20 protein-coding genes are annotated in these 23354 nt (G+C 70.0%); 5 read left to right on the forward strand and 15 right to left on the reverse strand.

All coding sequences use genetic code 11. The features are described 5' to 3' along the window. Positions 1 to 194: 194 nt before the first annotated feature. Together OVA30_RS19465 and OVA30_RS19470 are read right to left on the reverse strand one after the other, a co-directional pair. Positions 195 to 1547 (reverse strand): polysaccharide biosynthesis C-terminal domain-containing protein, encoded by a 1353-nt coding sequence (locus OVA30_RS19465; RefSeq protein WP_268176448.1) that lies wholly within the window; start codon positions 1545 to 1547, stop codon positions 195 to 197. A gap of 14 nt (positions 1548 to 1561) precedes the next feature. Beyond that, the gene (locus tag OVA30_RS19470; RefSeq protein ID WP_268176449.1) at positions 1562 to 2560 is read right to left on the reverse strand and encodes a GNAT family N-acetyltransferase; all 999 of its coding nucleotides are present in this window, start codon (positions 2558 to 2560) and stop codon (positions 1562 to 1564) included. A gap of 204 nt (positions 2561 to 2764) precedes the next feature. Here OVA30_RS19470 and OVA30_RS19475 point away from each other — a divergent pair, with 204 nt between their 5' ends. From OVA30_RS19475 to OVA30_RS19485, 3 genes are all read left to right on the forward strand, one after another. Then, complete coding sequence (locus OVA30_RS19475) at positions 2765 to 3595, forward strand: polysaccharide deacetylase family protein (RefSeq protein ID WP_268176450.1); 831 nt, start codon at positions 2765 to 2767, stop codon at positions 3593 to 3595. A 137-nt stretch (positions 3596 to 3732) separates the two neighbouring features. Continuing rightward, positions 3733 to 4863: a glycosyltransferase family 4 protein gene (locus OVA30_RS19480; RefSeq protein WP_268176451.1), complete on the forward strand. Its 1131-nt coding sequence runs from the start codon at positions 3733 to 3735 to the stop codon at positions 4861 to 4863. A gap of 495 nt (positions 4864 to 5358) precedes the next feature. Continuing rightward, positions 5359 to 5811, forward strand: coding sequence for a hypothetical protein (locus OVA30_RS19485; RefSeq protein ID WP_015824644.1), 453 nt, complete (start codon positions 5359 to 5361; stop codon positions 5809 to 5811). Positions 5812 to 5922: 111 nt separating this feature from the next. Here OVA30_RS19485 and OVA30_RS19490 read toward each other — a convergent pair whose 3' ends face one another. The 12 genes from OVA30_RS19490 to OVA30_RS19545 all read right to left on the reverse strand — a co-directional run bounded on the left by OVA30_RS19490 (position 5923) and on the right by OVA30_RS19545 (position 19922). Beyond that, a complete protein-coding gene (locus OVA30_RS19490; protein WP_268176453.1) occupies positions 5923 to 7989 on the reverse strand; it encodes a right-handed parallel beta-helix repeat-containing protein in 2067 nt (688 codons plus the stop codon). After that, positions 7986 to 10109: a GumC family protein gene (locus OVA30_RS19495; RefSeq protein ID WP_268176454.1), complete on the reverse strand. Its 2124-nt coding sequence runs from the start codon at positions 10107 to 10109 to the stop codon at positions 7986 to 7988. Before OVA30_RS19495 ends, OVA30_RS19490 begins: the two co-directional genes overlap by 4 nt. 178 nt (positions 10110 to 10287) lie before the next feature. After that, positions 10288 to 11658, reverse strand: coding sequence for an O-antigen ligase family protein (locus tag OVA30_RS19500; protein WP_268176456.1), 1371 nt, complete (start codon positions 11656 to 11658; stop codon positions 10288 to 10290). A 341-nt stretch (positions 11659 to 11999) separates the two neighbouring features. Beyond that, positions 12000 to 12944: a hypothetical protein gene (locus tag OVA30_RS19505; RefSeq protein ID WP_268176457.1), complete on the reverse strand. Its 945-nt coding sequence runs from the start codon at positions 12942 to 12944 to the stop codon at positions 12000 to 12002. Positions 12945 to 13219: 275 nt separating this feature from the next. Then, the gene (locus tag OVA30_RS19510; protein WP_268176458.1) at positions 13220 to 13966 is read right to left on the reverse strand and encodes an SDR family NAD(P)-dependent oxidoreductase; all 747 of its coding nucleotides are present in this window, start codon (positions 13964 to 13966) and stop codon (positions 13220 to 13222) included. After that, positions 13963 to 15324, reverse strand: a complete 1362-nt coding sequence (locus tag OVA30_RS19515) for a class I adenylate-forming enzyme family protein (RefSeq protein WP_268176460.1) — start codon at positions 15322 to 15324, stop codon at positions 13963 to 13965. Before OVA30_RS19515 ends, OVA30_RS19510 begins: the two co-directional genes overlap by 4 nt. A 5-nt stretch (positions 15325 to 15329) precedes the next feature. After that, positions 15330 to 15587 (reverse strand): acyl carrier protein, encoded by a 258-nt coding sequence (locus tag OVA30_RS19520; RefSeq protein WP_268176462.1) that lies wholly within the window; start codon positions 15585 to 15587, stop codon positions 15330 to 15332. Between the two features lie 50 nt (positions 15588 to 15637). Further along, positions 15638 to 16555 (reverse strand): alpha/beta hydrolase, encoded by a 918-nt coding sequence (locus OVA30_RS19525; protein WP_268176464.1) that lies wholly within the window; start codon positions 16553 to 16555, stop codon positions 15638 to 15640. A gap of 17 nt (positions 16556 to 16572) precedes the next feature. Then, positions 16573 to 17505: an amino acid--[acyl-carrier-protein] ligase gene (locus tag OVA30_RS19530; protein ID WP_268176465.1), complete on the reverse strand. Its 933-nt coding sequence runs from the start codon at positions 17503 to 17505 to the stop codon at positions 16573 to 16575. A 140-nt stretch (positions 17506 to 17645) separates the two neighbouring features. Next, the gene (locus OVA30_RS19535; protein WP_268176466.1) at positions 17646 to 18848 is read right to left on the reverse strand and encodes an acyl-CoA dehydrogenase family protein; all 1203 of its coding nucleotides are present in this window, start codon (positions 18846 to 18848) and stop codon (positions 17646 to 17648) included. Between the two features lie 95 nt (positions 18849 to 18943). Continuing rightward, the gene (locus OVA30_RS19540; protein ID WP_015952739.1) at positions 18944 to 19213 is read right to left on the reverse strand and encodes a phosphopantetheine-binding protein; all 270 of its coding nucleotides are present in this window, start codon (positions 19211 to 19213) and stop codon (positions 18944 to 18946) included. Between the two features lie 133 nt (positions 19214 to 19346). Further along, a complete protein-coding gene (locus tag OVA30_RS19545; RefSeq protein ID WP_268176468.1) occupies positions 19347 to 19922 on the reverse strand; it encodes a flavin reductase family protein in 576 nt (191 codons plus the stop codon). A 310-nt stretch (positions 19923 to 20232) separates the two neighbouring features. On the opposite strand from OVA30_RS19545, the gene OVA30_RS19550 reads away from it, so the two are divergent. Continuing rightward, a complete protein-coding gene (locus tag OVA30_RS19550) occupies positions 20233 to 21936 on the forward strand; it encodes a thiamine pyrophosphate-binding protein (protein WP_268176469.1) in 1704 nt (567 codons plus the stop codon). Positions 21937 to 22063: 127 nt separating this feature from the next. Further along, complete coding sequence (locus OVA30_RS19555; protein ID WP_003604914.1) at positions 22064 to 22387, forward strand: hypothetical protein; 324 nt, start codon at positions 22064 to 22066, stop codon at positions 22385 to 22387. A gap of 44 nt (positions 22388 to 22431) precedes the next feature. On the opposite strand, the gene OVA30_RS19560 is transcribed toward OVA30_RS19555, so the two are convergent. After that, positions 22432 to 23313: a branched-chain amino acid aminotransferase gene (locus OVA30_RS19560; RefSeq protein WP_268176471.1), complete on the reverse strand. Its 882-nt coding sequence runs from the start codon at positions 23311 to 23313 to the stop codon at positions 22432 to 22434. Between the last annotated feature and the right edge of the window lie 41 nt (positions 23314 to 23354).

A 23354-nucleotide genomic window follows, 5' to 3' on the forward strand; every position in this document is an offset into this window, starting at 1 on the left:
CGCGATCGATCGCGTGCAAACCCGGTCGCTTGAGCCCGTCGAGCTGGATTGCCCAAAGGCAGGCATTCCAGCGGCCCGCATTGTGTCGAAGGCCGGACGTCCGGCCGCGGCCGTCGCGTGAAACCGTCCCCCCGCTTCAAACCGTGCTTCGCACCGTCAAGCCGGCTGCGTTTCGCCCCAATCTCCGGCGGTGTTCAGGTCTGCGCCGACTTGGCCGGCCTGAGCGAGCGCCGCCACCGGCCCGGCATCGGCCAGGCCGAGGCCGGGCGCGATTGCCGCCGTGCGGCCAGCACGAGGTAGATGAGGGAGGCGAGGTGCCCCGCCCCCACAGCCGCCGCGGCACCGCTGACGCCGCCGGCCTGCATCAGCGGGACCACCACGGCGAGCGACACGACCATGCTCACGCAGAGCGAGGCGAACAGCACCCGGGTGTTCTGCTTGGCGCGGAAGTAGTTCGCGGTGAGGTCGCGGGCCAGCACGACCACGACGCTGACCGAGAGGATGTGCAGGCAGTTGGCATAGGCCGCATATTCCGCCCCGAAGATCAGGCGCAGCCACATCGCACCCGGAATGGCGAGGATCGCGAGGATCGCGATGATCGGCACCCCGAGCTTGATGCCCGTGCGCATGAGGTAGCGGCGCAGGGCCGCCTCCCCGCCCTCGGAATGCGCGCGCGCGGCGGCCACCGGCAGGACGTTCTCCGTGGCGGCGAGCAGCAGCAGCACGGTCCCGACGAGGTACTGCGCCGCCCGCAGCCCGCCGAGTTCCTCGAGGCCCAGCGTCGCGCCCGCCACCAGCCAGATGAGCTGTTCCTGGACGAAGGTGACGAAGACGATCGGCAGGAGCCAGCGGGCGAGCGGGATGTGGCGCCGAAAGACCGCGCCGGTCTGCACGCAGCCGGGCCGGCGCAGGATCGGCCGGCCGAACGCGACGATGAAGGGCAGGCAGGTCGCGAACGAGGTCGCGGCGAGCAGCCAGACGAAGCCGTTGCTGCCGATGACGTCGTGCTCAAGCCAGATCACCAGGGCGATGAAGGGGAAGCTCGCGGCGCGGGCGAAATCCATGAGCAGGGCCTGCACGCCCCGACCTTTCGCAAACAGGAGGCGGCGCAGGGTGAACTGGAGGTTCTGCGCCAGCATCAGGGCGCAGGCCGCCACAAGCGTCTCCCCCGACATCCCGCCGATGAGGAGGGCGATCACCACGAAGACCGCGCCGGGCACGCAGAGCAGGAAGGCGCCGGTGAGGATGGTTGCGGCATAGGCCGTCGAGACGCCGCTGCGGGCACCGACCAGCGTCATCATCGGCGCGGTGATGAGGGCGTTGTGCAGGGCCTGCGCGAAGGTGAGCACGATCAGGATCATCGCGAAATGCCCGAACTCGGCGATGCCGAGCAGACGGGCGGCGACGATGCCGCTGAGGAAGCCGAAGCCGCTGACGACGCCCTGGTCGGCCAGGGCGGCGAGCGCGGCCGGCGGGCGCCGGAGGAGACCGGCGGCGCGCCGGAGCAGGCCTGCCGGCGGGAAGGGCGCGGTGTGGGCTTCGGGCATCGCGGATGTCCTGCTCAGCGCGTGGCCAGGATGGCCGTCGCGGCGCGGCGCATCGCCCGGCTCCGGCTGAACAGCCAGAGCGGGTTGGACGCCACGACGTTGCGGCTGGCGCCGCGCTTGAATTCGGTGACGCCCGGGTTGCCGGCGGGGTCGATGCCGCCGAGATCGAGCACCGAAGCCCCCTCGCGCTTGGCCCGCTCGATCAGGCGCCAGAGGGCGAGGCGGCCGGCTCCGGTCGCCTTGGCCCGCTCGTTCGAGGCGACGTAGAAGTCCGTCCAGCGGTTCGCCGTCCGGTGGATGATCCGCACCAGAACGGGTTCGTCCCGCTCGCGCATTTCGAGGAACAGGAGGTTCGGGTCGTTCGCCGCCAGATCGCGGAAGGCCGCCGTGTCGAGGCTGTTGCGGAAGCCCTTGCGCCGCTTCAGGGCATCGTAGAGGCGGCCGAAGGTCTCGAAGGCCGCCAGCCGCTCGGCCGGACCGGTCGGGAATGTGGTCGTGAGATCCAGGTTTCGCTCGGCGGTCTTGAGCACGTCGCGCCAGCGGCCCTCCATGGCGGAGCGGATCTGGTCCGTCTCCGCGGTCAGATCGAGTTCCAGCGTGTGCGTCCGGGCGGTGACGACCGGCGCGAAGCCGTGGCCGAGCAGGGCCAGCACCGCTGCCGGCGTCTGGAACTGCTGGTAGTTCACGCCGAGCAGATCGAGGCGGCCGAGTTCGAGATGCCCGAGAAAGGCGCGGAACACCGCCTCCGCCCGCTTCTCGCCCAGCCGTGTCAGGACCGGGCAGCCCTGCGCCAGGACGACGTGGCCGAGCCAGCGGCGGCGGCGCTGAACCTGGGCGTAGGAGAGCGCCTGTCCGTCACCCGCGCGGATAGCGAGCCGCCGCACGTCCCAGCCGATGCAGCTTTTGTACTCGCCCCAGCGGCGCGACGCGTAGAGATTGGCGCCCGGCTGCTGCCAGACCGCCGCGTCCCAATCGGGATCGTCCGTGACGTCGACGACCGTCAGTTGCCCCACCTTCGAACATCCTCTCCGTGCCGGCCGTTCCGGCGCGGGACAGGCCATCGCCTGCCTAACGCTAATGAGCAAGGGACGAGCCACCGCGCCGTCATCAATATTGAAACCAATATGTCAGATTAACCACGGTCGCTCGGGATGATTTGTGCAGATGCCATCAGCTTATCTGTGTGATAGATGCAGGCATCGGAGGGTGAGACGCGGATGAAGCACTGGGTCAAAACGACGTTGCGCCGCGCGCCGGCCCTGCGCGCGCTCGCCCTGCGCGGGAGCGCCCTGTTCAAGTCGTTGGCCTGCGCCGAGCCCGGTCTCTACACCCTGTGCTACCATCAGGTGCCCGAAGCCCAGCAGGATCGTTTCGCCGCGCAATTGCGCCATCTTGGCCGGTACGGCGATTTCATCGATGCCGACGGGGCCGCCGAGCGCCTCGCCGCAGGCTGGCCGGCCCGCGACCGCGCCTTCCTCGTCACCTTCGACGACGGCTATGCCGACACCTTCGAGGTGGCGCGTCCCGTCCTGCGGGCCCTGGGCATTCCGGGCATCGTCTTCCTTATCAGCGACTGGATCGACGCGCCGCCGAGCACGCCGCCCGGCCTCGACCGGGCGACGTCCCTGTCCCCGAGCGGGCGCCTCTACATGAGACGGGCCGAGATCGCGGCCTGGTGCGCCGACGGTCTCGACATCGGATCCCACACCGCCACCCACCAGCGCCTGAGCCGGCTCGACCGCACGCGGGTCGCCGACGAGATCGCCCGCTCCCGGCACGACCTTGCTGCCCTCACCGGCCGGGAGATCCGCCATTTCGCCTGCCCCTGGGGCGTCGCCGGCCACGATTTCGATCCGGAGCATGACCCGGCGCTGGCCCTGGAGAGCGGCTACCGGACCTTCTTCACCACGCGGCGCGGCCGGGCGCTGAGCGAAGCGGACCTGCCGGCGATGCCTCGCCACGTGGTCGAACCGCATTGGCCGGTCTCCGATTTCGAGGCGCTGATGGGCGGCCGCCGGACGGGGTGGCGGGCGCGGGGAACGGCTTGAGACGAATTCCGGTCTCGACACCTGTTGACCGCATCGTCCCGAAAGCCGGTGGTCACCTTTCGGGACAATACTCTATCCCTGCCGATCGGCGCCGGGCCGGTTCGGGTCCGCGGCGCCTGACCTGAGGTCGCCCATCCATGGCAACCGGTGCGATGCGCCCGATCGTCGTCGTGACCGGGGCGCTCGCGCCCTACACGCATGTTCTCTACGAGCATCTGGCGGAACGGCTCGCCGGCCGAGACGGCCGGGCCCTGCACGTCCTGTCCTGCACGCCGCGCGAGAGCGCGCGGCAATGGGTGATGCCGCCGCCGCGCCTCTACCGGCATGCCGTGCTGCCGGGCCTGCGCTGGCACCGCTCCTCGATCCGCAACCTCTACATCAACCCGGCGGTGGTGCCGCGGCTCGCCGCCCTCCATCCGGCGGCGGTGGTGCTCAACGACTTCTCGCCGACCATGCTGTTGGCGGCCGGCGCCGCGCGCCTGCAGCGCATCCCCACCCTGATCCGCACCGACGGGGTGCCCGAAACCGATCCCGGCGAGCGCTCGGCCCCGCATCGCTGGCTGCGCCGTGCCATCGTCGCGGGGGCCTCCGCCGGGATCGGACCGAGCGAGGGCAGCGGCGCCGTGCTCGTCCGCTACGGCTTGCCGGCTCGAAACTTCGTCCTGAGCCCGCTCTTTCCGGCCTGGACGCCGCCCGCCCCGCCCCCGCCCGACTCCGAACGGCCCTACGACCTCCTGTTCTGCGGCATGCTGAACGAGGAGGTGAAGGGCGCACGCTTCTTCACCGACGTGGTGCTCGGCTGCAGTGCCCGCGGCCGGCGCCTGTCGGTCCGGGTCGCGGGGGACGGCCCGCTGCGGGGGGAGATGGAGGCGCGGTTCGCGCAGGCGGGAATCTCCGCCCGCTTCGATGGCTTCCTGGGCCAGGAGGCGCTGCCCGAGGTCTACGCCTCGGCCCGACTCTTCCTGTTTCCGAGCCGCGGCGACGTGTGGGGAATCGTCGTGCAGGAGGCGCTCCAGAGCGGGACGCCGGTGCTCGCCTCACCCCATTCCGGCGCGGCCCGTGGTCTCCTCGAAACCTATGGCTGTGGCGAGGTGCGGCCGATGGCGGTGGCGGATTGGGTCGATGCGACCCTGCGGCTCCTCGACGATGAGGGCCGCCGCCGGGATCTGCGCCGTGCGGCCGAGCGCGCGCTCCCGCATTTCACGGTGGAGGCGGCCGTCGCGGGATATCTCGACGCCCTCGAGCCCCTTCTGGCGGAGCGCACCTGACCGTGCCCTCCGGCCCGGATCACGCAATGCGAAGTTGTATTCAGACTTGCTCGCGGCGCAGGACGGAAGGGGGCGTTCTGCAGCCGCTCCGAGCGGAGGCTACATTCGACCGCGGAAGCGCAGATACTCGATGTATCCGGCCGGATCAGGGTCAAGCCTTGGTCGATAGTCCGAAAAGGCTAGGACTCACCTCTATCGAACTGCCGAGCGTCTCGCAGCGAAGCGATTAACATTTTATAGCAAATCGAGAATACATCGGTCCTATTAGTGATATTTTTACAACATCTTAATGGAAGACAAACTCGGCAATATCGTCCTTAAAAATTTGACTTGCTTCGGCTGTTTATTTCGAACGATTGTGGTTTTGCGGATCATTCATCGCCCGCTTGTGTCCGCCTGGCATCCATGTCTCGCTGGAAGCGTTTCATAATGGACATAATTAAGAAAATGCGCTGGGAGCGTCCACTTGATCTTGATCACGCTGAGTCTCAAGAGATGACTGTCGCTTCTCACGATGCTCCGAAGCAGGCCGATAGCCTGACGAGTATTCTGCGTCTCGTCCAATCGGATGCCGATGCGAACGCCTCCGTGGTGGTGGCGTCGCCCTCCTCGTCTCAGGATTGGGCGAACCTGATCGACCGCGTGCGGGCCGCCGCCCAGCGGACGCGCGAAGTCGAGGCGCAGGCTCAGGAGCAGGAGCAGCGCGTTCACGAACTGCTGGAGCGCGTTCGTGACGACGTGAAGCTCGCCAGCGAGCGGGTCCGGGCCGCGGAGACCAAGGCGGCCAACGTGCAGGCTCAGGCCGAGCAGCGCATCCGCGCGGCGGAAGAGCGGGCCGAGGCTGCCGAGGAGCGTGCGCGGATCGCCGAGGATTGGCTGAAGCAGGTGCATGAGGCCATCGTCAGCGAGTTCTCGACCCTCACCGAGGTGCCGTCCAAGGCGGCGTGAGACCTCCGCGGTCATAATCCCGATCGGCGATGATTTGGCTCGTCGCCGATTGCCCCCTAACGGCTATGTGCACGGGAAAGGCAGTCGCGGGTCGGCCTCGGTGCTGCTTAGTCAGCGCCGCGCGTCCGTGAACGGCGAGGCCGGTAACCCATCCCGCCGCATCTTCGACGGGTCGAGGCGAAGCGTGATGCCGCGCTCGGCGGTGAAGCGGGCCAGCGCCTCGAGGTCGCCCGGATTCGGGACCGCGCCGTCAAGGCGGGTGTTGAACAGAATGATCTGCCGGCCCGCCTCCGCCTTGTCGGTGAGCGCGAGGTCGTCGCTGCCGATGCTCACGTTGTCGACGATCTGGTTGTTGCGCGCCACGCCCGGCTCGTCGGTCAGCGCCTCCGCAAGCTTCGGATAGCGCATCCGCCAGAGCGCGGAGTCGAGCGGCATCGCGGCGAAGGCGGCTCGGAACTCCGAATCCGCTTCGTTCAGCGATGGCTTCATCCATGTCAGACCCCGCGCATCGAGGGCGACCATCGGGCTCGACGCGACGAAGACGTTGCGGGTGATCGTGTTGTCGTTGCCGCCGCCGATGAAGACCGGTTGCTGCACATCGACGAACAGGTTGCGGCGGATGGTGAAGCCGCTCGCCATGTCGTCGAGATAGACGCCCTTCACCTCCATTCCCGGCACGGTGCGGATGTCGTGGACGTAGTTGTCCTCGATGACCGAGCCGCGGGCGGTGAAGTCGCGCCCGGCATAGATCGCGCCGGTATCGCTCAGGCCGTGGATGAGGCGGGCGACCTCGTTGCCGCGAAACACGTGATCGTTGCCGCGCAGGTAGATGGCGTAGCCGATCGCGTCGGTGATGAGGTTTCCGCTCGCCTCCGCGCCGACGCCGTCGAGTTCGATCGCGGAACTCTGGGTCTGGCTCAGACGCGAGAAGCGGGTGAAGCGGGTGTCGCGCACGAACAGCCCGCCCCGCCGGAGCGTGGCGCGGTCGCCGCCGACGAGGCGGACCGCGCTCGCGCCGATATCATGGATCGCGCTGCCGGAGACGCCGCCCCCGGTCACCCCCTCGAACACCGCCGCACGGCCCGCCGCCCAAGCCAGTTCGCTCGCGCGGATCTCGATATCCTCACCCCCCCGCACGACGATCAGGTCTCCGCGTGTGCGCTCCAGCCGAAGCCGCTCGATGCGTAGATGCCGCGCGCCATCGGCCCGGATCAGCGTCTCGGCGAGGCTGACTTCGAGGTCGGCCGCGCCGGGAGACGGCCAGGCCAGCAGCAGGCCGCTCTCGCCGTCGCGCCACCATTCGCCGGGTTCATCGAGGGCACCGAGCGCATGGACCAGCCGCAACCGGGCGCCGTCACGGATGCCCTCGTAGGGCGGCTGGTCCAGTTCGAGCCGGCGGCGGCGCTGATCGGCCTGCGCCACGTGAAGCGTTTCCAGCAGCCAGTCCCAGCGCCAGAAGCCCTCCACCCACAGGTCGCGCTCCAGGGACAGATCGGGCAGGCCCGCCGCGTCCTTGAGGGTGAAGGCCATGCCGCCCGCTTCGGCCGCGGCGACCGTCGTCCAGCCGGAGTTCGTTCCGGGGTTCGGCCCAGGGTTCGGCCCAGGATTTGGCCACTGGGCCGGGCGCAACGCACCGCCCGCATCGAAGATCTCGGTGACGCGCGGGTGCGTCTCGCGTAGGCGCCGCGGCGCGCGGTAGGCGAGCTCCCCGCGCAACGCCTCGGGCAATTGGTAGGCATGCACCGCGCCGCGGGCCGAGGCCGGCAACCGCGCGCGCAGGCGCGGCGGCAGCGATGCGGGCGCCAGGGGCACGCTGCCGACGAGCCGGCTCGATCCGTCGGCCGCCCCGCGCAGGATCAGGGGCGCCCCGGCAGTGCCGGCATGGTCGGGGCCGATCCGAACGGGCGCCGAGATCCGGTGCGTTCCGGGTTCCAGCTCGACGACGATCGCCCGCCCCTCCCCCTGACGGCGCAGCGCGGCGACATATGCAAGCGCCCGCGGCAGATCCGCGAAGCGGTTGTCGCGACGGGGGGCTCTGTCTCCGGTGGGCGCAACCCACAGGACCAGCGGCGCGCTCGCCTCGCCGCCCCGAACCTCCGTGGTCAAGCCGAAGAGCGGCGACCCGAGGAGGACGGCGGCGAGGAGCGCCGCCGCGCTCCGCAGCGGGCCGAGGCTCACCCCTCGGCCTCGGCGTCGGTCATGACGAGCTGCACCCGCGGGTCGCGGCCGAGGGCGTCGAGCGCCCGCCGCAGCCGGGCGGTGCCGCTGCGGGCGGCGCTGGCCGTCAGCAGCAGGGCCGGGAAGCGCTGGTCCTGGGCGAGGCGCTCGGCGGCGATGTCGGTGCCGATCAGCCCGATATCGACGAAGACCGTGTCGAAGGCAGAAGCCGCCGTCAGGATCGCCCCGGTATAGGCCGCGGTGCCGAGGCGCAGGGCCGCGTCGTCGAAGGGCAGGATCTTGACCCCGGTCGGCCCCTCGACCAGCGCGTCACCGAGCCCCGAATGCGTCCGCAGCACCTCGGCGGCGCCGCGCTTGGCCTGGCTCCGGAGATCGCGCGAGATCATCGCCTCCGGGTCGGCATCGACGAGCAGCACCCGCTGGCCGTCGAGCGCGGCCGAGGCGGCGAGGCTGCGCGCCAGCTCCGACTTGCCGCTCCGGTCGTCCGCCGAGGTGACGAGGACCACCGTCGGCCGCGTGGCGCCGAAATCGCGCTGCAGACGGCTGCCGAGACGGGCCACGGCCACATCGTAGGCGGTGTCGGCGCGCAGGGATTCGCTGCCTGCCTTGCTTCGCGTCCGGGTCGGCACCTTGGCCGGCAGGGCGGCGACCACGGGGAGCCCCGCGAGCTGCTGAAACCGGCGGCGCGAACCGATCCGCCCCGCGGCCGGCACGGCGAGGAGGGCGAGCGCGGTGCCGAGGCCGAGCCCGGCCGCCAGCGCCGCGGCGAAGATGGCCGGGATCGGCGGCCCGAGCCGGCGCTCCGGCAGCGAGGCGGGCGAGATGACGCGCGAGGTCGAGGTGTCGAGGCGCTGCTGCTCCTGAAGCTCGCGGGCGCGGACGAGGAAGGCCTCGTAGACCGCGCGGCTCGCTTCGACCTGCCGCTCCAGTTCGCGCAGGCGCACGAAGCTCTTGTCGACGGACAGAGCCTCTTTCTTGCGGCTCTCCAGGGTGGCGGCGAGCGAGGCCTCGTTGGACAAGGCCGACCGGTAATCGTTGCGGGTGGCCGCGGCGATGCGGCGGATCTCGGCGTTGATGTCGTTGCGCAGGGTCTGCACCTGCAGCTCGCCGGTGCGCAGGGTGGGGTGACGGGGGCCGAGGTTGGACAGGGTGTCGGCCCGGGCCGCCTCGATCTGGGCGAGCTGGGCGCGCAATTGCGCGACCGTCGTGGACTGGACGATTTCGGTCACCGAGTTGAGGTCGGCCCGCCCGTTGGCGACCGCCTCGATCTGGGCGAGCCGCCCGCGCAGCTCGCCGGCCCGGGCGCGCGCCGCGCCGAGCTGCTGGTTGAGCTGGGTCAGCGCCTGCTCGCTGACGAGTTGGCCGCGGGTGCCGACGAGGTTGTTGGCGGCGCGGAACTTCTGCGCCTTGTCCTCGGCCTGCCGGAGGTCGTCCTGCAACTCGCCGAGCCGGCTCGACACCGCCTCGCCGGCCTTGCGGGTGACCTGCGCCTGCGCCTGCGAGACGGTGGTGAGGTAGGTTTCGGCGATGGCCTGGGCGAGCTCCGCGGATTTCCGACGTTCCTCGCTGGAGACGGCGAGCTCGACCACAAAGCTGCGCTCCAGGCGGCGCGCGGTCGTGCGATCGCGCAGCGTGCGCAGGGCGGTGAGCGTGTCGTCGGCGGGGCCGCCGGCGGTGACGATCAGCGCGGAGAGGCGGCTCTTGAGCGTCTCGAGCAGCGAGGCGGGACGAACGAAGTCCGGGTCTTGATCGAGCTTGAACCGAGTCACGACCTGCCGCAGCACTTCGTCGGAGATGAGGACCCGGATCTGGCTGTCGACGAGGAACAGGCTCGCATCGCTCGCCTGATCCGAGGGCGTCACGCCGTCCTTGACCACTTGGATGCCGCGCGGGTCGATCAGGATCTGCGTCACGGCGGCGTAGAGCGGTGGCACCAGCGCGAGCCACGCCACCGCCGCCACCAAGAGGAGCACAGCCGGGGCCAGCACGAGCGCCCAGCGCGCGCGCAGGGCCCGTCCGATCTCACGCGGGTTGAGGAACCAGGGTTCAGGCGTCACGTCCGGCTTGCCCGGCTCGGCGCCGACGAAGAACCGCGAAGGCATCCGCTCGATCATCGTCATCGCGAAACTCTCGAACAATACGCGCCTGCGGGCCTCGTCAGCCCGCAGCAACCGATCCGGTCCGCCATTCCCGTCCCCGAGTGGGTCGTCCGGGGACGATCCTTCCCGTTTCGGGACAGCGGCCGCGGGCCGAAGGTAGTTTGGGTCTCACACTTCAAGATGTGCGCCAGGATGCGCATCACGCGGACGCCGCAATTGGGAGACCGAAGGCGGCGGCTGCCGGAACGGGCGTGGCCGCGCCCACGGGCTCGCGACGCAGGGCGCCGATGCGGGCATAGGCCAGCAGACCCACGAAGGTGAGGACGTTGATGTTCCAGTCCTGAAAGATGCCCGGCGTCGTCATGCCGTTGAGGATCAGGAAGAACACGCAGGTGGCGATGAGGCGGCGTCCGGGACGGTCGAGCTTCATCCCCCAGCGCAGGGCGGTCCCCAGCACCATCGCGCAGAGGCCGAGCCCGATCAGGCCGGTGCCGGCCCAGGCGCTGAGCACCATGTTGTGCGAGCTGGAGATGAACACGGCGTCGCGTGCCAGCGTCTCCGCCAAAGCCGTGGTGGGAATGAGGAGCTGGATGAAGCGGTCTCCCGCGGCGTAGCCGGCGCCGACGAAGCGGTCCTTGGTCGCCTCGATGAAGACCGGCCAGAAGGTGCCGCGCCCGGTGGCGTCGGCCAGCTCCTCCGGGGGCTTCTGCAGCACGACCGAGACCACGTCGAGCAGGGCGGGGAAGGCCGACAGGCCGACCATCAGCACCACGAACACGATCAGGTAGACGGTGAAGGCCGTGTAGCCGAGGAGGCGCAGCCGGCGGTGGCGCGACGCCACCATCAGGCCGGGGGCTGCCGCGATGAGCGAGGCGGTGCTCGCGGCCGAGCCCGCGATGACGAAGCCGACGAAGGCAAGCAGGAGATGGGCGCGCCGGTACGGGATGCGGTCGTCGAAGATAACGAGGAAGGCGTGCGCGGCGCAGAGATAAGGCATCAGGTTGTGCTTGGCCGACGAGAACACGACCCCATGCGCGAAGTTGTCGAGGATGATTGGCGTCGTGGCGACCAGCCACGCGACGGTGAACAGCGCGAACAGGTTGGCCAGCCGCCGCTCGATATCGCTGCGGTCGAAGATCAGGATCGAGGTGAGCGTGAAGATCGCCAACTCCACGGTCCGATAGACGGTGTAGCTCGGCACGATCGACCACGCGGTGCTGAGGCCGTTCACGAGGATCATCAGCGTGAACGGCAGGTACGGCATCGAGAACGCCACCAGCAGGACGCGCCGGTCCACCGCGATCCGGGCGATGAGATAGAGCCCGGTCAGCCCGGTCATGACAATGAGCGCGAGGTTGGAGGCCGTCAGCCCCTGCTCCAGTACGGCGTTGCCGTCATCCCGCGGGACGTTGAAGACCAGCGGCAGCAGCGCGAAGATCGTCGTCAGGGCGAACGGGACCGCCAGCGGACCGTTCAGCGGCCCCATCCGGGTCTCGAGTCGGTGGCGCGCCAGCGGGTAGAGCAGCACGAACCAGACCGCCACCGCGACGACCAAGAGGAAGTTCAGCATTCCGGCACTTCCATGGAACGTCGTCTCGGTCTGGTCCGGGTGTCGGGAAAGTCGAACTCGTGCCCCGCCGATCCCGTGCGGGCCAACACTCTGTGGAGTCTTGGTTTATGGCGTCTTTCAGGCTGTGAGGCGTGCGCGCGACTTCGTGACCACTCGGAACAGCGCCCGATCGATCTCGCAGCGGCTTCATCGGAGCGTCGGCTTACGCTGAGCGCTAGAAGCTGCTGCTGTAGGCGGATCGCCGCGTGGAGGCGCGCGACGACATCGGCGGGAAACCGCGTCGGTCCTTGTTTCGACGGGTTCCCCGGTCCGGCACGGCACCGCTTCGACGGAAAGAGCCCTCAGGCACCGAACAGGACGACCTCGGTATAGGTGAGGTCTCCGGTGGCCGGCGGGTTCGGGCCACGGGCGTATTTCGGGGCGCGGCCCTCGAAGAAGTGTCCGGCAAAGCCCGGCAGCTTGCCGACGGCATCGAGCACGAACCACGGCATGGCGTGGTGCAGCATGAGATGCCGGCCGATCGCGCCGAGGAAGGCGGACAGGTCGAGCGCGGTCGAGCGGTAGACGAGCTGAAGGCAGGGCAGGCGCGGCCACCGGGTTTCCCCTGGCCGCATCTTGATGGCGCGCCGCTGGAACAGGACGGCCCACGCCTTCTCCCCATCGGAACAGACGAGGCCGATGCAGCCAAAGGCGAGGTGGTCGGCCACCAGCCGGGCCTCCGGCTCCGGCAGCAGGCGCAGGGTCTCCGGCGTGGCCACGCGGACCCGGCGCCCCCGGCCGAGGCCGGCGAGCAGCGGCATCACGAGCATCTGGCCCGAGCAGACCGGCTTGAAGCCGCGCGCCTTGTGCATCTGCCACGTCTGCGGAGCGGGCGAGACGTTGGTGTAGGTCACCCGCCGGTCGCGCATGGCGAAGCCGTCGAGCAGGGTGCCCAGCGCGCGGAATTCCGGCAGAACGTACCAGCTCGAGAGGTTGCAGCGCAGATGCGTGCCGGCCTCGTCCGTCACCATGCGGTAGAGAGCGAGCAGGACGCCGACGATGGCCCCGTCCCGTTCCAACACATAGCCGTAGCGCGGCACGTCGTCGGGCAGCGGCTGGGTGCGGTGCCGGTCGAGCCCGGTCCGCCAATAGGCTTCGGAGCGATCGGGGAAGCCGGCCTGTAACAGCCGTACCACGGAGGCGAGGTCATCCTCCTCGATGGTGCGGCAGCGGACCTTGACCCGCGCGCTGCGGACGCCCTCCCCCGCGGGTGGGACGTCTTCCACGGTCTCGCTCACCCCAATCATCGGCGGCCCCCTCCGGCTCGTCGCGCTGTCCGGCACCCATTTCGTCCAACGGCTCCGCGCGATCGAACCGTGAGCAAGGCGCGCTCTCGTCCCACTCGGAGACGCGCTCGAAACAAAGCGAAATCAATGCCAGCCAGCCGATGCCGTTTCGGGACTGCCAGTCTTGTTGGCTGGATTGGTATAGGCGTCGATTTGTCGCCCAAGCCATCCAAAATATATTGATTTAGCGGAGATTTTCGTCGAGTGAAGCCTCGGTTCAAGGTCACTGGCCGGCTTCAGGCGGTGCTGCCGGCGTCGATGGTGAGCACCGTGCCGGTGACGTTGCGGGCGCGGTCCGACATCAGGTAGGCGACGGCGTCGGCCACGTCCTGCGGCTCGGCCAGCCGCTTGAGGGCGCTGCGGTTGGCCACGCGCCCGCGCTCCCCCTCGTCCATCTCGCCGGTCATCGCCGTCTCGATGAAGCCCGGCGCCACCGCGTTCACCGTCACCCCGAGCCGCCCGACCTCGCGGGCGAGCGACTTGGTGAAGCCGATCATCGAGGCCTTGGTCGCCGCGTAGACCGACAGGGCGTTGTAGCCGGTGAAGGCGATGATCGAGCTGACATTGACGATGCGGCCGGCGCCGGCCGTCATCATCCCGCGGGCGAGGTACTTGGTCAGCACCATCGGCGCGAGGGTGTTGAGGTGGACGAGTTCGGCGATCTTCGAAGCCGGCATCGTCGTCAGCAGACCGGGCGTGCCGAGCGCGGCGTTGTTGACGAGGCCGTAGACCTGCCCGTGCTCGGCGCGAATTCTTTGGGCGAGAGCCTGGAGCGCATCGATCTCGCCGAGATCCGCGGCCGTGAAGGCGATCCGGCCCGGGCCGGCGGCCTCCTGCGCCGCCTCCAGCGCCTCGCTCGGGCGCCGGGCGAGCGCCACCACGCGAAACCCGTCGGCGGCGAGCGTTTCGGCCATGGCGAGGCCGAGCCCCCGGCTCGCGCCCGTGACGACGACGAGGCGTCCGGTCTTGAGATCGTCGCTCACGCGCCCCTCCGCACCAGCTTGCCGCCCGACGTGATCGGCAGCGCATCCACGAATTTCACGCTCGCCGGCACCTTGTGTCCGGCCAGGCGCGGGCGGCAGTGGGCGATGATCGCCTTCTTCAGCGCGGCCTGATCCGTGCCCGCATCGGCACGCAGGACCACCTCCGCCTCGACCACCGCGCCGAGGATCGGGTTGGGTCGCGCCCGCACCCGGGACATCGAGATGCCGGGGAAGACGTTGATGACGGTCTCGACCTCCTCCGGCTGCACCTTGGCGCCGCCGACATTGATCACGCCGCTGCGCCGGCCGAGGAAGTGGTAGCGCTCGCCCCGTCGCTCCACGAGGTCGCCGGTGTCGATGAAGCCGTCCCCGGCGATCAGCGCCTCGGGCGCCGCGCCGAGATAGCGCCGCCCGGTTCGGCCGGAGCGCACGAACAGGCTGTCCTCGCGCACGGTGATCTCGATCCCGGCGCGGGTGCCGATCAGCGCGGCCGGGAAACCCTCCTGCCCGTCCTCGACGGTGAAGCCGACCCCGCCCTCGGTCGAGGCGTAGGCGTGGGCGATGCGCGCCTCAGGGAAGGCGTCGCGCAGGGCGTCGAGGATGTTCTGGTCGGCGATCTCGCCCGAGAGCCGCACGTAGCGGGGGCTCAGTCGGTCGAGCGCCGCGCTCATCAGGGCGAGGCGCCAGTGCGAGGGCGTGCCGAGGATGTGGGTGACGCCCGCCGCGCCGACGCGGACGAGATAGTCGCGCACCGGCTCGCCCGCGTCGGAGAGCACGAGCGAGGACGGCCCGAGCATCGCCCGCAGGAACACTTGGAGGCCGCCGTAGCGGCGGATGTCGTAGAAGGTGCTCCACACCGTGCCGGGCTCCGGCGCCGCAGCCGTGTTGATGCCGCCGGCGAGGCCTTCGAGGGTGTGGGCGACGAGCTTCGGCGCGCCGGTGGTGCCGGAGGTGGCCAGTGCCCACTCCGTCTCCCGCGATGTCTCGGAGCCCGCGCGGAACGCGTCGGCCGCGTCGATTCGGGGCAGGCCCGGCAGCGCGTCGGGAGGCAGCCCCTCGGCATCGGCGACGCAGATCTCCGCCTCGGAATCGCGAGCGATCCGGGCGATGTGCTCCGGCGCGAGCTTCGGCGGGACGAGGGCGAGCCGGGCCGCGAGGCCGTCGAGCGCGATCATGGCGCGGGCCGCCGCCATCTGCCCGCCGACGGCGAGCAGCACCCGGCGGCCCGCGAGCGCCGCGGTCACGGCGGCGTCACGCTCGCCGGAAACGATCCCGGCGAGATCTTTTTTGCTGCGGTGGTCGGACAGGAACAGGCCCTCGAGTCCGCCCGCCGCCAGAAGTCTCTCGCGCAGGATCATCGGGGTCAGGCCGCCTGCCGGGCGGCGGCGCGGTTGTAGAGGGCGACGAGGTCGCCGACCGTCACCGGGAGGTCGGAAGCATCCATCTCGCCGAACGGGTCGGCGCCGGTGAGATCCTCCATCCGCGCGACGAGGAGCGCGAAGCAGAGCGAGTCGAACTCGGTGTCGAGCATCACGAGGTCGTCGGTGATCGGCGGCATCGCCTTTTCCTGCTCGGCGGCGATGGCGGCGATCTCGGCGAAGACGGTCTCACGCAGGGACATGGTGGCTCTCCTCAAGGCAGGGGTAGGCAAGGGGTGGGCAAAGGGTGGGGTTAGGAGGCGCCGCGGAGGCAGGCGCCGAACTCGCGGGCGATCTCGGACAGGATCGGCCGGCCGCGCGGCACCAGCCGCCCGAGGCCGTAGAAGAAGTGGATCATGCCGGCGTGAACGGTGTGGGCGGTCTCGACGCCCGCCCGCTCCAGACGCGCGGCATAGGCGGCCCCCTCGTCGCGGACGGGGTCGTATTCCGCCGTGTGGATGCGGGCCGGCGGCAGGCCGGTCAGATCGGCCTCGCGCAGGGGCGAGAGGCGGGGCGACGGGCCGGCGGCTTCGGGGCCGCAGGCCGCAAGGTCGCGCCGGATCGTCGTCTCGTCGAGGAAGTATCCTTGAGCGAAATCGCGGCGCGAGGGGTGGCTGCCGTGCACGTCGAGCACGGGGCAGATCAGGAGCTGCGCCCGGATCGCGCCGCCGCGCCGCTCCTGGCAGACCCGCGCCGCGAGCCCGGCCCCGGCGGAATCGCCGCCGATCCCGAGCCGGGCCGGATCGATCCCGAGCGCGTCCGCCTGCGCGGCGACCCCGTCTATTGCCGCCAGCGCGTCGTCGAGGGCGGCCGGGAACGGGTGTTCGGGCGCGAGCCGGTAATCGACCGAGACGACGCGCAGGGCGCCGGCCTCGGCCAGCACCCGGCAGAGTCCGTCATGGGTGTCGAGACACCCGGTCACGAGGCCGCCGCCGTGCAGGTAGACGAGGCCGGGGCCACTCGCGCTGCCCTCTAGCGCGTAGAGCCGCGCGGAAATCGGCCCGGCCGGACCCGGCAGGACGAGATCGCGGGTCGCGACGCCCTCGGCGGTCAGCCCGGCGAGGCGCGCGAGCCCGCGCATCCCCTCCCGGCGGGCGTCGAGGGTGATGCCGTCCGAGCTTCCGAGCGCCATCATGTCGAGGAAGCGGCTGACATGCGGATCGAGCGGCATCGAACGGCGCCCTGACGTCAGAGCTTCAGCGCCGCGCGGACCGGGGCCGGCCACGCGTCGATGCGCTCGCCGTGGGTGGCGAACAGGGCCACCGCGAGGCGGTCCATGCCGAAGGCGACGCAGCCGGTATGGGCGGGTTCGCCGTCCTCCAGGTTGAGGCCCCAGGTCGTGCCGAAATGCTCGCGGTGATAGTTGAAGCTCATGCAGGCGGTGCCGGCGGCCTCCCCCCGGAGCGGGATCAGCAACTCGAACTTCAAGGCCTGTTCGAGCTGGCTGAAGGCCATGATCTGGCCGAGCCGGCCGAAGAACGGGTCGCTCGCGGTCTCGACCGTGTAGGGCAGCCCGAGTTCGTCGGCCATTGCGGTGGCGGTGGCGATCCAGCTCTCGCGGAAGGCGACGATCTGCTCCGGCGTGCCGATGCGGACGTATTCGCGCATCCGGAAGGATTGCAGCCGGTCGAGATGGCGCGAGGGTTCGCGGCGGAAACAGTCGCAGGCGACATCGAAGCGGTAGCCGGTGGCCGGCACCGCGCCGCGAGCGGCGGCGATCGGATAGACCGGGTAGCAGGCGGCCGGGGTCAGAACGAGGTCGGCGGTCTCGAGGTCGGCGGTCCAGTCGCCGCCCTCCAGATGCTTGTCGGCCGAAGCGCGGATCTCCGTCTCGGTCCCTTCCAGGCAGGAGACGCAGCCGAGGAGGTTCGGAAAGCTCTTGAGGTAGCCGTGCCGCTCCAGATGCGCCCGGCTCATCACCGGCGGGAAGCGGAACACCTCCGTCTCGGCCTCGCGCCGCGCCGAGATGAAGGCGGCCAGCGCCTCGACCACCGACTCGTAGGCGCCGGTGCGGGCGTAGACGCCCTGCGCGTTCATCGGCTTGAACATCGCATCGAACAGGGCGTCGAGCGGGTCGGTCGCGGGCGGCGAGGCCGGCGCGTTCATCACGGACATGTTCATGGCGGGCAGTCCTTCGGCAAAGGGGGCAGTGGAGCCTTTGCTCCGCCTGTCGGGCGCGAAGAGCGCCCCGCGGAGCGAGAGCCAAGGTCGCCGAGGCGACCGCCGGCGTTCGAGGCGGGAACGAACCTCGCTGTGCGCCTTCAGGCGCTGAGCGAGGCGGCGACCGGCGACATCAGCGTCGCGGTGGCGAGGTTGGCCAGGATCCGGTCGTTGTGGATCATGATCGGCGCCGAGAGGATGTCGCGCAGCGCTCGGCCGATGCTGAACGCGCCGTCCTGGCGGTAGCCGGCGAGCCCGTTGGCGCGCAGCGCGCTCGACACGGTGGCGACGGCGAGTTCGGAGACTTCGACCTTGAGCATCGTCAGCGCGGTCTGCACGTCGAGGCCGGCCAAAGCCGCCGGGTCGCCCTCGGCCGCCTCGAAGGTGTCGAGCGCCTGCGTGACGAGGGCGCGGGCCTGCTTCAGGCTGGAGACGGCGCGCGCATAGTGCAGCGCGCCGGGCGGGGCGACGCCGCCCGCGCCGCGCATCGCCGTGCGGGTGAAGGCCTGGGCGCGATCGACCGCGGAGGCGGCGATGCCGGTCCAGGCGCTCGACCAGAGGATGTGCGAGACCGGCGTCATGGTCCGGTTGTGGATGTCGCTGTAGCGGGCGGCGAGCACCTGCTCGGGGCGACCGCGGGCGACGAGGCGGAAGCCGCTGCTGCAGGTGCCGCGCATGCCGAGCGTTTCCCAGCCGCTCAGGCGTTCGAGGGTGTAGTCCTCACGCAGGAAGACGCAGAGCACCTGGTCGGAGGGGCCGGCCTCGGCCGAGCGGCGGGCGACGGTGACGACGCCGTCGGCCTGCGCGCCGTAGGAGATCACGGTCGCAGCCCGCTCGAGGGTGATCGCATCGCCGTCGGCTTCGATCGCGGCGGAGGAGGAGCGGACATTGCCTCCGCCCTGGCCCTCGGTCGTCGAGGACGCCATCAGGAGCTGTTCGCCGGCGATGCGGCGCAGGAGGCCGTCCTGCCAGGGCTCGCCGCGGCCATGCCGGATCAGGCAGGCCACCTTGGTCTGGTGCATGGCGAAGATCATCGCCGATGAGGCGCAGGCGCGGCCCAGCACGTAACAAACTTCGGCCAGCATCCGGACTGAGGCGCCCTCCCCGCCGAGTTCGATCGGCACGGCCGCACCGAGCAGGCGCTGCGAGCGGAAGGCGGCGACGGCTTCCTCGGGGAAGCGCCCGTCGCGGTCCACCGCGTCCGCATGGGTGGCGGCGATCGCGGCGGCGGCCGCCGCGCGGGTCAGAAGGTCGGCGGCATCGCCGACGCGGCCATCCGGCCGGGTCGTGGGCTGCATCGTCATGGCTGGGCTCCGTTGGACTGAAGCCGGCCGGGCCGGCGGCACGTCAGGGATGTTCGTGAGGGACGGCGGCGTCTGGGCGATCCGGACTTGGCCGCTCAGGCGTTCAGGCCGCGCACGCTCTCGACCATCCGGGCGATGGTCTCGATCGAGTAGAAGTTCTTCGGCGTCAGGCTCGCGGGCGGGATCATGATGTCGAACTCCGCCTCGACCGCGACCATCAGGTTGACGAGATCGAGCGACGAGAGCCCGACATCGACCAGGGCGTCCGCTTGATCGAATTTCGGCTTGATCGCGTGGCGCGCGGCGATCGCGTAGGCGAGGCCCATGGTGCGATCCGCGACGCTGGCTGCCACCGCTTGCGACATTGTCCTTTTTCCCTTTGGTCTGTGCCGACTGGATTGGTCTGTGAACGCTTCGATTTCAATACATCCTGATTTTTATCAATACTCCCGCTGATTGTGCAGAAAGAGCATTTATCGATGCTAAGTGTGATGCTGGTTAATCTGTCTTGTTGTCAGCGGTGCTGTGAACGCGACCGATGCCGGGTGCCGCCTCATCCGGTGAGATCCCGATGAAGCGCCCGCCGCCATAGGCCAGGGAGGGCCGCTCCATCCGATTCAGCCGCACCGCGCGCACCGCTCCGAGGAGGATGGCGTGGCTGTGCCGCTCGATGACCTCTTCCAGCGCGCAATCGATGATGGCCTGCGCCTCGGTGAGGCCGGAGGCGCCCGATTCCATGATCGTCCAATCCGCGCCGCGATAGCGGGCGGCGCCCCGCAGCCCGCCGATGCCGGCGAAGCGCTCGGCGGTCGCCTGCTGCCCGGCCCCGAGGATGCTGACGCAGAAATGCCGCCGCCGGGCGATGACCGGCCAGGTCGCGGAGGCGCGGTTGACGCAGACCAGCATGGTCGGCGGATCGACGGAGAGGGAGACCGCCGAGGTCGCGGTGAGCCCGACCCGGTCCTCGCCGGTTCCGGCGGTGATCACGACGACCCCGCCGACGAGGCGGCGCATCGCCTGTTTGAGGAGCTCCCCGTCGATGGCGAGCTCCGGCGCCAGCGCGGCGGCGGCCATCACGCCCCCCATCCGCCGAACGAGCCGGCCGAGGTGCCCGGTGTCGATGATCTCCGGTGCGCAAGCATGGTTCGCAATCCGTTCGTCGATGTGAAATGGGACCTTGTGAAACCTGCCCGTTCCGCACCGGTCGAAACCGGACGTTATCGGTTCATCTCTATGACGTTGCCTGTCCTTGCGGCTCGTCTGTGCAAGTCCAGGGCCCGGCTGGACGGGCCGGAAACTGTTCAGTTCCGGTACGAACCGCAGGATGTGCCAAAGGGATGGTCCCGAACCGGGACGCGTCCTGCCGTCTAGCGAGATCGAAGCGATGTCTCAGAGCCCAGACGCCGCCCTCCCCGCCCGAAGCCGCGGGCGGAACGCCGCCCAGGCGCTCGTGGACCAGCTCGCGGCCAACGGCGTCACCCATGTCTTCGCGGTGCCGGGCGAGAGCTACCTGCCGGTGCTCGATGCGCTCTACGAATCGGGCATCGCCCTCACCGTCTGCCGCCAGGAGGGCGGCGCGGCGATGATGGCGGAGGCCCACGGCAAGGCGACGGGGCAGCCCGGCATCTGCTTCGTCACCCGCGGTCCCGGCGCCACCAACGCCTCGGCCGGCATCCACATCGCCCAGCAGGATTCGACGCCGATGATCCTGTTCGTCGGCCAGATCGAGCGGGGTCTGCGCGACCGCGAGGCGTGGCAGGAGGTCGATTACCGCGCCGCCTTCGGGCCGATCGCGAAATGGGCGACCGAGATCGAAACCGGCGCGCGGATGCCGGAATACGTCTCGCGCGCCTTCCACACCGCCACCGGCGGCCGGCCGGGCCCGGTGGTGGTGGCGCTGCCGAAGGACATGCTGAAGGACGCCGCGGAAGGGCCGCTGGCCCCGCCCTTCGCCGCCGTCGAGGCCGCGCCCGGCGCAGAGGATCTCGCGTCCCTCGCCGCCCTGCTGGCGGAGGCCAAAAGCCCCTTCCTGGTGCTCGGCGGCAGCCGCTGGACCGAGCAGGCCTATGCCGATATCCGCCGCTTCACTGAGGCCTTCGATCTGCCGGTGGCCACGAGCTACCGCCGCCTGCCGCTGTTCGATCCGCTGCATCCGAACTACGCGGGCGATCTCGGGCTTGCCGCCAACCCGAAGCTGGTGGCGCGGGCCAAGGCCGCCGACCTGATGATCGTGCTCGGCGGCCGCCTCGGCGAGGTCGCGAGCCAGACCTATTCGCTCCTCGACATCCCGGCCCCCCGCACCCGGCTCGTCCACATCCATCCCGGAGCGGAGGAACTCGGCCGGGTCTACGTTCCGCATCTCGGCATCACCGCCGCGCCGGCCCGGATGGCGGCGGCTCTGGCGCGGCTCGATGCGCCGGCCTCCGTTCCGTGGGCGGCCGAGACCCGTGCGGCTCATGACGAATATCTGGCGTGGTCGCAGACCCCGACGCCGCAGCCCGGCCCGGTCAATCTCGGGCAGGTGATGGTGCATTTGCGCGAGGCGCTGCCGGAGGACGCGATCCTGTGCAACGGCGCGGGCAACTACGCCGCCTGGATCCACCGCTTCTACCGCTTCCGCCGGCTTGCCACCCACATGGCGCCGACCTCCGGCTCGATGGGCTACGGCGTGCCGGCGGCTGTGGCGATGAAGCGGATCTTTCCCGACCGCACCGTGATCGCGATCAACGGTGACGGCGACTTCCTGATGAACGGCCAGGAATTCGCGACCGCGGTGCAGTACGGCCTGAACATCGTCTGCATCGTCGCCGACAATGCGAGCTACGGCACGATCCGTATGCATCAGGAGCGCGATTTTCCGGGCCGCGTCCTTGCCACCGACCTCGTGAACCCGGACTTTGCCGCCTATGCCCGCGCCTTCGGCGGCGTCGGCTTCACCGTGGAGCGGACCGAGGATTTTCCGGCGGCGTTGGAGGAGGCCCTGGCGGCGCAGCGCCCGGCCATCATCCACGTGAAGTTCTCGGTCGATGCGATCACGCCGGGCCTGAGCCTCACGGCGATCCGCGAGAAGGCGCTGGCGGGCGATTGAAACATCGAAGCCACCCCAAGACCGTTCGGGCGAAGCATGCGAGACACAAGCATGGCCGTTCGGCCCCCACTGCGAACCAAAATTCGTTTCGTCGCGTTCCTAGCGGCTGATGAGGAGACCACCCGATATGAAGGCGATTTATGCAGTGGCGGCCGTAGGCCTGGGCTTGATGGGATCCATCGCCTCAGTCTCGGCCCAGCCCTACGGCAGCCGTGACTATGGCTACGAAGAACGCGGCCGTGGCTATGGTGGCCGCGATTACGACGACGAGGACCGCGGCCGTGGCTATGGTGGTCGTGGCTATGGCCGGCGCGATTACGGCTTCGATGAGCGCGAGTATCTGCGCTGCAATCCGGACGTGCTCCGCGCGGTCCGACGGGGCCAGATGGAATCCGGAGCTGCGCACTACCAGACCTTCGGTCGCCGTGAGCGCCGCCGTCTGAGTTGCTGACCGAGATGTGTCTGTGGCGGCTGCAAAGCTTGAGCTTTGTGCCGCTACGACAGCCGCCCGTGCGCGAAATCCCAGTAAAGCTGGCGTGCGAGGCGAAACACCGGCCCTGGCTCGAAGCGTACGTCATCGAGCCCGGTGACCGGGGCGACCTTGGCGAAGTTGCCGGCGGTGAAGACCTCGTCGGCGCTGAGGAAGTCCTCGTAGCTTAGCGTCTTCTCCACCACCGTGACGCCGGCCCCGCGCAACAGCGCGAGGACGCGGCCGCGGGTGATACCGGCGAGGAACGTCCCGTTCGGGACCGGAGTGTAGACCACCCCGTCCCGCGCGAAGAACGCATTGGCGTTGGCGAATTCGGCGACGTTGCCGAGCCCGTCGAGCATCAGGCAATTGCCGAAGCCGCGCGACAAAGCCTCGGTGAGCGCCCGCGCCCCGTTGGGGTAGAGGCAGCCGGCCTTGGCATCGACGGGGGCGACCTCGATCGACGGGCGGCGGAAGGGCGAGAGCGTCGCCTTGACGCCCGACGGCAACGGCATCGGCGCCGTGTAGAGCGACAGGCACCAGTTGGTGGAGGCGGGATCGAAGCGCACGCCGCCGGCGAACCCGCTCTCGGCCCAGTACATCGGCCTGATGTAGAGTTCGGCGTCGGGCGCAAAGCGCGTCAGCCCCTCGGCGACGAGCCGGGCCCATTCCTCGATCCCGACCTTCGGCGTGAGCCCGAGGGCGGTGGCCGAGCGGTTGACCCGGGCGAGGTGCAGGTCGAGGTCGGGCGTGACGCCCTCGAAGGCGCGGGCGCCGTCGAACACCGTCGAGCCGAGCCACGCACCGTGGGTGCGCGGCCCCATGATCCGGACATTGCCGGGGTGCCACGCGCCCTCGAAGAAGGTCCAGGTGTCGGGGGGCGAGGTGTCGTGATCGGGAGTCGTCATCGCGGCCGAGCCTCCGGGATGTGCTGAACCGGCCATCGCTC

The organism is Methylorubrum sp. SL192 (genome assembly GCF_026672325.1).
GTDB lineage: Bacteria > Pseudomonadota > Alphaproteobacteria > Rhizobiales > Beijerinckiaceae > Methylobacterium > Methylobacterium extorquens.